The organism is Synechococcus sp. R8-2 (assembly GCF_047461715.1).
Taxonomy (GTDB): domain Bacteria; phylum Cyanobacteriota; class Cyanobacteriia; order Thermostichales; family Thermostichaceae; genus Thermostichus.
Map to the genome: position 1 here is coordinate 1 of NZ_JANSHQ010000158.1, position 2,523 is coordinate 2,523.

Below are 2,523 nucleotides of genomic sequence, written 5' to 3' on the forward strand. Positions count from 1 at the left end.
GGGATCCCTGCTCTGGGTGCTGGATCACAGCCGTACAGCCATGGGGGGGCGCACTTTGCGGCGCTGGTTGCTGCAGCCTTTGCGGGATTCGGAGCAAATCCGCCTTCGCCAAGACACCATCCAAGAGCTTTTGGAAAACCCTTCTCTGCGGGCCCGCCTGGGATCCCTTCTGGACTCTCTGTACGACCTGGAGCGGCTGGCCAACCGCGTCGGATCGGGCACCGCCAACCCGCGCGAGATGGTGGCCTTGGGATCCTCCTTGGGCAAACTGCCCCAGTTGGCCGAGCTGGTGGGGGAAGCCAAGACTCCCCTCTTGCAAAGCCTGCAACAGGTGGATCCCGCCCTGGTTGAGCTGGGCCAACGCATTGAGCACACCCTCTTGCCCTCGCCCCCGCCCATCCTTACCGAAGGGGGTCTGATCCGGCCCGGGGTGGATCCGGAGCTGGACAGGCTGCGGCAGCAGGTGGAGCAAGACCGCCAGTGGGTTGCCCAGTTGGAAAAAAGCGAGCGCGACCGCACTGGGATCCCCACTCTCAAGGTGGGCTTCAACAAGGCCTTCGGCTACTACCTCAGCATCAGCCGCGCCAAGGCCCACCAAGTCCCCAAAGAGTACATCCGCAAGCAAACCCTGACCAACGAAGAGCGGTTCATTACCCCCGAGCTCAAAGAAAAAGAGGCCCGCATCCTCACAGCCCAAACCGACATCAACCAGCGGGAATACGAGCTGTTTGTGCAGTTGCGCCAAGAGGCAGGATCCCGGGCCGAAGCCATCCGCCAAGTGGCCCAGACCCTGGCTGCCGTCGATGCTCTGTTTGGCCTGGCGGAAGTGGCAGTGCAGCAGGGATACACCCGTCCCCTCCTCACAACAGACCGCCGGCTCATGATCGAGGAGGGTCGCCACCCGGTGGTGGAAAAATCCCTGCCCCAGGGCCTCTTCGTGCCCAATTCGGTGCAACTGGGATCCCCCCACGGCCCGGATCTCATCGTCCTCACCGGCCCCAACATGTCCGGCAAGTCCACCTACTTGCGGCAGATTGGGCTGATCCAGATCCTGGCCCAGATGGGCAGCTTTGTCCCGGCGCGGCGGGCGGAGCTGGGCCTGTGCGACCGCGTGTTTACCCGCATCGGCGCCGTCGATGACCTGGCCACGGGACAGTCCACCTTCATGGTGGAGATGAACGAGACGGCCAACATCCTCAACCACGCCGGCGAGCGCTCCCTGGTGCTTCTGGACGAGATTGGCCGAGGCACTGCTACCTTCGATGGCCTTTCCATTGCCTGGGCGGTGGCGGAATACCTGGCCACTCAGGTGCGCGCCCGTACGGTCTTTGCCACCCACTACCACGAGCTCAACCAACTGGAGACCTTGCTGCCCAACGTGGCCAACTTTCAGGTGGTGGTCAAGGAATTGCAAGATCGCATCATCTTCTTGCACCAGGTACAGCCTGGGGGGGCAGATCGCTCCTATGGCATCGAGGTGGGGCGCATGGCCGGCCTGCCCCAGCCGGTAATCCAGCGGGCCGAACAGGTGCTGGCCTTGGTGGAAAAACACAGCCGCATCGGCCTGGGCTTGAGAAACCAAGGGAAAAGCCGCCTCGCCCAAAAGAACTCCAAAAAAGAGCCCGCTCCCAATGGGATCCCCGACCCTGCCGTTGGGGATCAACTGTCTTTGATCCCAGCGCCTCTCTTTCCCGATTAGCCTTAGGCTCCCCTACCCCTGTCGGGATCCCGTTCTTGCAACCCCAGGGCTGCAGCCAGCCCATCCAGCTCATCCCGATGCCCCTCCACCCACAGGTGGGATCCAGGGGCCGTTCGCGTTGGTGCTGTGGGGGAACCGTGCTGTCCACAGAAGGGGAGCGGGACGGAGTCCTCGTCGGCTTCCTGCAGTTTCAGGCGGATTTGTTCCGGGCGTTGGTTGCGCTGCCGGTAGTACCAACCCGCCCAAGGAGAAGCCAGCACCACCATCCAGGGCCAAGCTCCCCACCCCGGCTCAAGGGTCTGCAGCACCAAGGCCAAACAGGCCAGTCCCGTCCCCGCCAGCCCCGTCAAAAAAAGGGCCAGCCCCACGCTAGCCTGACCCTGCCCTGCAAAGGTGGCGATCCCCTCGGCATCGGCGGACTGGAGACGATAGCCACGCCTTTCCAAGTGCTCCCGTAGAGCGGATCCCATTTCCTCCAGGCTGCGACTGCTGAGATAGACGCGAGTCTCAACGCGATCTTTGCCCGAAGCTCGCAGGAAAAAGAATAGACCGATGGCCAATAGAGTCGTCAACGCCAAGGTTGAAACCTTTTCCCCCGTCAGCGGGGCTATGGCCAACCCAAGTGCCTGAGCAGAGCCCAGTCCGCCCAGAGGAAGGGGGTTGACCTGTTCGGGGAGTCTGGCTCCCCCACAGCTGGGTGGGATAGGTGAATAGGAACAGTTCATCGAATAGAATCGAATAGATTGGAATAGGCAAAGCAATTTACACGCTACCTTTGAAGTTTAGACCCTCTAGGATGGATGGGTTACTTCCCCCAAGGACGA

The 2,523-nt window shown here is 62.0% G+C and carries 2 protein-coding genes; one reads left to right on the forward strand and one right to left on the reverse strand.

Annotation, left to right across the window (positions count from 1 at the left end; genetic code table 11):
• Positions 1–1,699 (forward strand): DNA mismatch repair protein MutS (gene mutS / locus NW819_RS04450; RefSeq protein ID WP_414413011.1); only part of this gene is annotated, 1,699 nt, incomplete at its 5' end.
• A 2-nt stretch (positions 1,700–1,701) separates the two neighbouring features.
• On the opposite strand, the gene NW819_RS04455 is transcribed toward mutS, so the two are convergent.
• Positions 1,702–2,316 carry a cofactor assembly of complex C subunit B gene (locus tag NW819_RS04455; protein ID WP_414413012.1) on the reverse strand — a complete coding sequence of 205 codons (615 nt, stop codon included), beginning with the start codon at positions 2,314–2,316 and terminating at the stop codon, positions 1,702–1,704.
• Between the last annotated feature and the right edge of the window lie 207 nt (positions 2,317–2,523).